Source organism: Pectobacterium sp. 1950-15 (assembly GCF_037136835.1).
Lineage (GTDB): Bacteria > Pseudomonadota > Gammaproteobacteria > Enterobacterales > Enterobacteriaceae > Pectobacterium.
In genome coordinates this window covers 81,288-87,609 of the sequence record NZ_JBBBQR010000018.1, presented here as the reverse complement: position 1 = coordinate 87,609, position 6,322 = coordinate 81,288, and the positions used below count along the sequence as shown (strand labels likewise).

General features: G+C 50.0%; 5 protein-coding genes. 2 read left to right on the top strand and 3 right to left on the bottom strand.

The features are described 5' to 3' along the window. Positions 1-331: 331 nt before the first annotated feature. The 3 genes from clpB to rluD all read right to left on the bottom strand — a co-directional run bounded on the left by clpB (position 332) and on the right by rluD (position 4,788). The gene (gene clpB / locus WCT94_RS17770; protein ID WP_336870751.1) at positions 332-2,908 is read right to left on the bottom strand and encodes an ATP-dependent chaperone ClpB; all 2,577 of its coding nucleotides are present in this window, start codon (positions 2,906-2,908) and stop codon (positions 332-334) included. Between the two features lie 133 nt (positions 2,909-3,041). Continuing rightward, positions 3,042-3,767, bottom strand: a complete 726-nt coding sequence (gene yfiH / locus WCT94_RS17765) for a purine nucleoside phosphorylase YfiH (protein ID WP_336870748.1) — start codon at positions 3,765-3,767, stop codon at positions 3,042-3,044. 43 nt (positions 3,768-3,810) lie between these two features. Beyond that, positions 3,811-4,788: a 23S rRNA pseudouridine(1911/1915/1917) synthase RluD gene (gene rluD, locus WCT94_RS17760; protein WP_336870746.1), complete on the bottom strand. Its 978-nt coding sequence runs from the start codon at positions 4,786-4,788 to the stop codon at positions 3,811-3,813. Between the two features lie 134 nt (positions 4,789-4,922). On the opposite strand from rluD, the gene bamD reads away from it, so the two are divergent. Further along, a complete protein-coding gene (gene bamD / locus WCT94_RS17755; protein WP_010306171.1) occupies positions 4,923-5,657 on the top strand; it encodes an outer membrane protein assembly factor BamD in 735 nt (244 codons plus the stop codon). Between the two features lie 324 nt (positions 5,658-5,981). Continuing rightward, positions 5,982-6,320 carry a ribosome-associated translation inhibitor RaiA gene (gene raiA / locus WCT94_RS17750; RefSeq protein ID WP_010285968.1) on the top strand — a complete coding sequence of 113 codons (339 nt, stop codon included), beginning with the start codon at positions 5,982-5,984 and terminating at the stop codon, positions 6,318-6,320. Positions 6,321-6,322: the final 2 nt, after the last annotated feature.

Genomic DNA, 6,322 nt, shown 5'->3' with positions numbered 1-6,322 from the left:
AGCAGTGCCACATCTTCCGTGGCGCGGGCCGCATATATTATGCTTTTCCGCTGTGAAGTCAAGTCATTACTGACCGCCTTCGTTGAATCTTTTTTCCTGTTACCGCAACCGCGTGTCGCTGTTGCCGTGTCAGTGGAGGCGCATTATAGGGACTTCTCGGCGGCTGACAAGCGCTAAATGCAAAATATTTTCCAAGCGTTCAAAAACAAGCCAAAAAACAGCATTAAGCACATTATCCGTACAAATCATGGATAAAAATCGAGCTTATACCATGAAAAACGGGAGACATTCATTATGTGAATGCCTCCCGTCGATTACTTGCTATTTCACATTATTCTTGTCGTGCGGCGATCTGTTCGCCTTCAACATCCAATGTGATCGGTTTACCGGGTATCAATTTCCCCCCCAGTATCTGCTGAGCAAGCGGGTTCTCTATCAGTTGCTGTATCGCTCTTTTAAGCGGACGTGCGCCATAGACAGGATCAAACCCTACTTCTCCTAGCATATCTAACGCAGCATTCGTTATCGTGACACTATATCCCCGCTCTTCAAGACGTTTGTATAGTCTCTGAAGCTGAATCTGTGCGATCGACGTAATGTGTGCTCTTCCCAGTGGATGGAATACCACAACCTCATCGATACGGTTAATAAATTCAGGGCGGAAGCTGTGACTAACAACTTCAAGTACCATGTCTCTCATTTCGGTGTAGCCGCGCTCACCAAAACGTTCCTGAATAAGGTCAGACCCCAGGTTTGACGTCATGATGACCACCGTATTACGGAAGTCGACCGTTCTGCCCTGGCCATCAGTAAGGCGACCATCATCCAATACCTGAAGCAGAATATTGAACACATCAGGGTGCGCTTTTTCGATCTCATCCAGCAAAATGACCGAATAAGGACGGCGGCGTACCGCTTCCGTCAGATACCCTCCTTCTTCATAACCGACGTATCCAGGAGGCGCACCGACCAAACGTGAAACCGAATGTTTTTCCATGAACTCAGACATATCGATACGCACCATGGCGTCGTCACTGTCGAAGAGGAAAGTCGCCAGTGTTTTACAAAGTTCCGTTTTCCCTACGCCAGTTGGGCCAAGGAACAGGAACGAGCCAATTGGACGATTAGGGTCAGATAGCCCTGCCCGGCTGCGACGGATAGAATTCGCTACCGCCTCGACGGCTTCGTTCTGCCCAATCACACGCTGATGCAGTTCGTCTTCCATGCGCAATAATTTTTCTTTCTCGCTTTCCAGCATGCGAGAAACAGGAATACCAGTCCAACGCGCCAGTACATCAGCGATTTCAACATCCGTTACTCGATTACGCAGCAAATGCATCGTTTTCCCTTCCTGCTGCGTTGCTGCTGCCAACTGTTTCTCTAGCTCAGGGATTTTGCCGTATTGCAGTTCAGACATTTTCCCCAGATCGCCCTGACGGCGAGCCTGTTCCAGCGCAATTTTCGCCTGCTCTAAAGACGCTTTGATATTCTGCGTTCCCGTAAGTGACGCTTTTTCTGCTTTCCACTCTTCTTCTTGCTGGGAATATTCGCGCTCTTTTTGGTCAAGTTCCGCACTCAGCAATTCAAGCCGCTTTTGGCTGGCTTCATCAGATTCTTTTTTTAGCGCCTGTTGCTCCAGCTTTAGCTGAATGATACGGCGCTCAAGCCGATCGAGGGGCTCGGGTTTTGAATCAATCTGAATGCGAATACTGGATGCGGCTTCATCAATCAGGTCAATCGCCTTATCCGGCAATTGACGATCCGCGATATAGCGATGAGAGAGCATCGCCGCCGCCACAATCGCCGGGTCAGTGATTTGTACGTGATGGTGCAATTCATAGCGCTCTTTCAGTCCACGCAAAATCGCAATTGTGTCCTCAACGGTCGGTTCCGCGACAAACACCTTTTGGAAGCGGCGCTCAAGAGCTGCATCTTTTTCAATATACTGCCGATACTCATCCAGCGTAGTCGCTCCGACGCAATGCAACTCACCACGAGCCAACGCAGGTTTTAGCATATTGCCGGCATCCATCGCGCCATCGGCTTTACCCGCGCCAACCATCGTATGGAGTTCATCAATAAACAGAATGACGTTGCCTTCCTGCTTAGACAGATCGTTGAGCACGCCTTTCAAACGCTCTTCAAACTCACCACGGTATTTCGCACCAGCCACCAGCGCGCCCATATCCAGTGAAAGTACGCGCTTGTTTTTCAGGCCTTCAGGCACTTCACCATTAACGATACGCTGGGCTAACCCTTCTACTATCGCGGTTTTACCCACGCCGGGTTCGCCGATTAATACCGGATTATTTTTAGTTCGACGCTGCAAAACCTGAATAGTGCGGCGAATCTCTTCATCACGCCCGATCACAGGATCGAGTTTGCCTTGTTCCGCACGTTCCGTGAGATCAATCGTGAATTTCTTCAATGCCTGGCGCTGATCCTCAGCCCCTTGATCGTTCACTTGCTCTCCTCCTCTCACTTGATCAATCGCGTTTGTTACCCCTTGCTGCGTAACACCCGCCTTCTTCAATATGTCCCCCAACGTGCCGCGAGACTCCAGCGCAGCGAGCACGAAAAGTTCCGAAGAGATAAAAGTATCGCTGCGCTTTTGCGCGAGCTTGTCGCACATATTCAATACGCGGACTAATTCGCTCGAAGGTTGGACATCACCATCAGTGCCTTCAACCTGAGGCAAACGCGTGATTGCCTGGTCGATTTCAGTTTTCAGGTGATTAAGATTGGCTCCGGCAACAGTCAGAAGTGGACCAACCGTTCCACCATCCTGATGAAGCAAAGCACTCATCAAGTGAAGGGGTTCAATAAACTGGTGGTCGCGCCCGAGGGCGAGAGACTGGGCATCAGCAAGAGCAAGTTGGAATTTATTGGTAAGACGATCCAGACGCATAACTCCTCCCATACACTGGTCAAAATTGCTACTGGAGATTAAATGAGGTCATCCCTCAAAAATTTCAAGGTTATTTTGCCAGTCGTGACGGGATTTAAACGTTACTTGTCCTGGATCGTCTTAATTCAATAGGTTATATCAGCCAGATTAAACTTGCCATACGGCCAGTCACGCCATCACGCCGATAAGAGAAAAATTTGTGAGGTTCGCTCACAGTACAGGCGTTTCCACCAAAAATTTGTGTTACCCCTGCGGCGCGTAAACGTAAACTTGCCAGTCGGTAGATATCGGCAAAAAATTTATTTCCTTCAGGCCGAAATGCAGAAGCCGCAGTTGCATCATGCTGAATAAATGCGTCTCTCACTTCAGGACCGACTTCAAACGCATCAGGCCCGATAGCGGGTCCCAGCCACGCCATGATCTGCGTGGGCTGCGCACGGAAACAGGCTAATGTTTCCTCCAATACCCCTGCGTGCAACCCCCGCCAGCCAGCATGTGCAGCAGCAACCTCACCGCCGTTGATTGCACAAAAAAGCACGGGGAGACAGTCAGCCGTCATCACCGCACAGACCTCCCCTTTCTTATCGGTATAAGCCGCATCACCGCAAACAGACGTGGGGGATATCTCGCCAATACGAATCACATCGGTACCGTGAACCTGCTCCAGCCAATGCGGCATGGCTGGGAGACCGGCCATCTCCACCAGCGCTTGCCGATTTGCGGTAACGTGCGCAGGCTCATCCCCCACATGATTCCCCAAATTCAGCGAATCATAAGGTGCAACACTATGTCCGCCAACACGCGTCGTACTACAAGATTTCACACTTTCTGGCAAAGGCCAGTCGGGGTATATCAGCATAGTCCGTCACCTCTATAAATCGGCACTTATCGTATTGAATACCTTACCAGTCGAGCTGATCTTTAAATTCTTCGGTATCGGCTTTCAGCGCATCAATCAGATCAACCATATCCTGCGGCAATTCCGCATGCCATTCCATGTGAATGCCGGTAATCGGATGGTAGAAACGCAACATGGTGGCATGCAGCGCCTGACGATCGAAACCACGCAGTGTATCAATGAACGCTTCCGAAGCGCCTCTTGGCGGGCGAGGACGGCCGCCGTATAGCTGATCGCCAACCAGAGGATGATTAATGTGCGCCATATGCACACGAATCTGATGGGTACGCCCCGTTTCCAGACGCAACCGCAAACGGGTATGCGCACGGAAATGTTCCATGATGCGATAATGTGTCACAGCAGGCTTACCCATTGGGTGCACCGCCATATGAGTACGCTTGGTTGAATGGCGGGCGATAGGTTGATCGACCATGCCGCCTGCCGTCATCGAGCCAATCGCAACGGCTTCATACTCACGCGTAATTTCGCGCGCCTGTAGCGCCTCAACTAAACGCGTCTGTGCTGGAACGGTTTTCGCGACCACCATGAGCCCGGTGGTATCTTTATCAAGCCGGTGCACAATACCGGCACGAGGCACATCGACAATCTCAGGATAATGATGCAGCAAGGCATTCAATACCGTGCCATCCGGGTTACCCGCTCCGGGGTGAACCACCAGATCTCTGGGTTTGTTGATGACCAAAATGTCCTGATCTTCATACACGATATCCAGTTTGATATCCTGAGCTTCCCAGCGGGCTTCTTCTTCAATCAATGCATCAATCGCTACCGATTCGCCGCCAAGTACTTTCTCTTTTGGCTTATTGGTGACATTGCCGTTAATCTGTACCCGATTCTCAAGAATCCACTCTTTTATGCGGGATCGTGAATAATCAGGGAACAATTCGGCCAAAGCCTGATCTAAACGTTGTCCGAGTTGAGATTCGGCCACCGTTGCGGTGAGTTGTACTTGTTGTGCCATATTATGCAGCTTCTTCGTTAACGTTGGGTTTTGACGGCGACGCCGTTTAAAATAATGTACTATTGTAGCTGGTCTAAATCGGGAGCTTAACGGACAGTCTCCCGGAATAACATTCTGAGGATAATCAAAACGTCATGACGCGTATGAAATATCTGGTGGCTGCCGCCACGTTGAGCCTGGCGCTGGCTGGTTGCTCCAGCAATTCCAAAGATGCGGTTCCTGATAGTCCGCCATCTGAAATCTATGCCAATGCTCAACAAAAACTGCAGGACGGCAACTTTAAAGCAGCCATCACGCAGTTGGAAGCACTGGATAACCGGTATCCGTTTGGTCCCTATTCGCAGCAAGTACAGCTGGATTTGATCTACGCCTATTACAAATCCGCAGAGCTGCCATTGGCCCAAGCATCTATTGACCGCTTCCTGCGACTCAACCCGACCCATCCAAACGTGGATTATGTCCTGTACATGCGCGGCCTTACCGACATGGCGCTGGATGATAGCGCGTTACAAGGCTTCTTCGGCGTCGATCGTTCCGATCGCGATCCGCAGTATGCCCGCACCGCATTTCGGGATTTCAGCAAGCTCATTCAGGGATATCCGAACAGCCAATACGCCACCGACGCAAACAAGCGTTTGGTTTACCTCAAAGAGCGTCTGGCCAAGTATGAACTTTCTGTCGCGCAATACTACACGAAACGCGGCGCTTATGTGGCAGTAGTTAATCGCGTTGAGCAAATGCTGCGTGATTACCCTGATACTCAGGCAACAAAAACTGCCCTGCCGTTGATGGAAAATGCCTATCGTGAACTGCAACTGGCCGCACAGGCAGACAAAGTCGCAAAAGTTATTGCCGCGAACCCGGCATAAACGATAAGCCACACACAATAATGAGACGGCAGCTTCGGTTGCCGTTTTTTTTATGGTTTTATCGGTTCGCTATGCATCGATGATGCAGAAAAAAACAGCTTGGAGGGAGTCAACAACAGCGCGGTAACATCAACACATCCTGTCAATAATGGCACAGGCCGAATGCCCCCTCAAGCACTTCCCTTCGATTCCCGACGGTGCCTCACAAATCGCGTTTTCTTGACAAAAAGTGACGAAAAAAAGCGATCAATATCACGCTTTTTGCCACAACTCACGGTATGCTGGAATCATCCAAGACGGACATAGGCAGAGAGGTAAGTTTATATGACTATTAATATTACCAGTAAGCAAATGGATATCACCCCCGCAATTCGTCAACATGTCGAAGACCGTCTTTCTAAGCTGGATAAGTGGCAAACCCAGCTGATTAACCCGCATATTATTCTGTCAAAAGAGCCCCAGGGTTTTGTGGCCGATGCCACTATCAGTACGCCAAATGGTCCACTGGTTGCCAGCGCTAAACATGATGATATGTATGCCGCCATCAATGAGTTGATTACCAAACTCGAACGCCAGTTGGATAAGCTCCAGCATAAAGGCGAAGCCAGACGTGCGGTAGCTAGCGTCAAAGAAGCCAATCTCCAGCCGACTCAAGAAGAGTAATT

Coding starts and splice junctions, on each gene's coding strand:
- clpB (WP_336870751.1), bottom strand. CDS start 2,908: ATGCGTCTGGATCGTCTTACCAATAAATTCCAACTTGCTCTTGCTGAT.
- rluD (WP_336870746.1), bottom strand. CDS start 4,788: ATGGCACAACAAGTACAACTCACCGCAACGGTGGCCGAATCTCAACTC.
- bamD (WP_010306171.1), top strand. CDS start 4,923: ATGACGCGTATGAAATATCTGGTGGCTGCCGCCACGTTGAGCCTGGCG.
- raiA (WP_010285968.1), top strand. CDS start 5,982: ATGACTATTAATATTACCAGTAAGCAAATGGATATCACCCCCGCAATT.
- yfiH (WP_336870748.1), bottom strand. CDS start 3,767: ATGCTGATATACCCCGACTGGCCTTTGCCAGAAAGTGTGAAATCTTGT.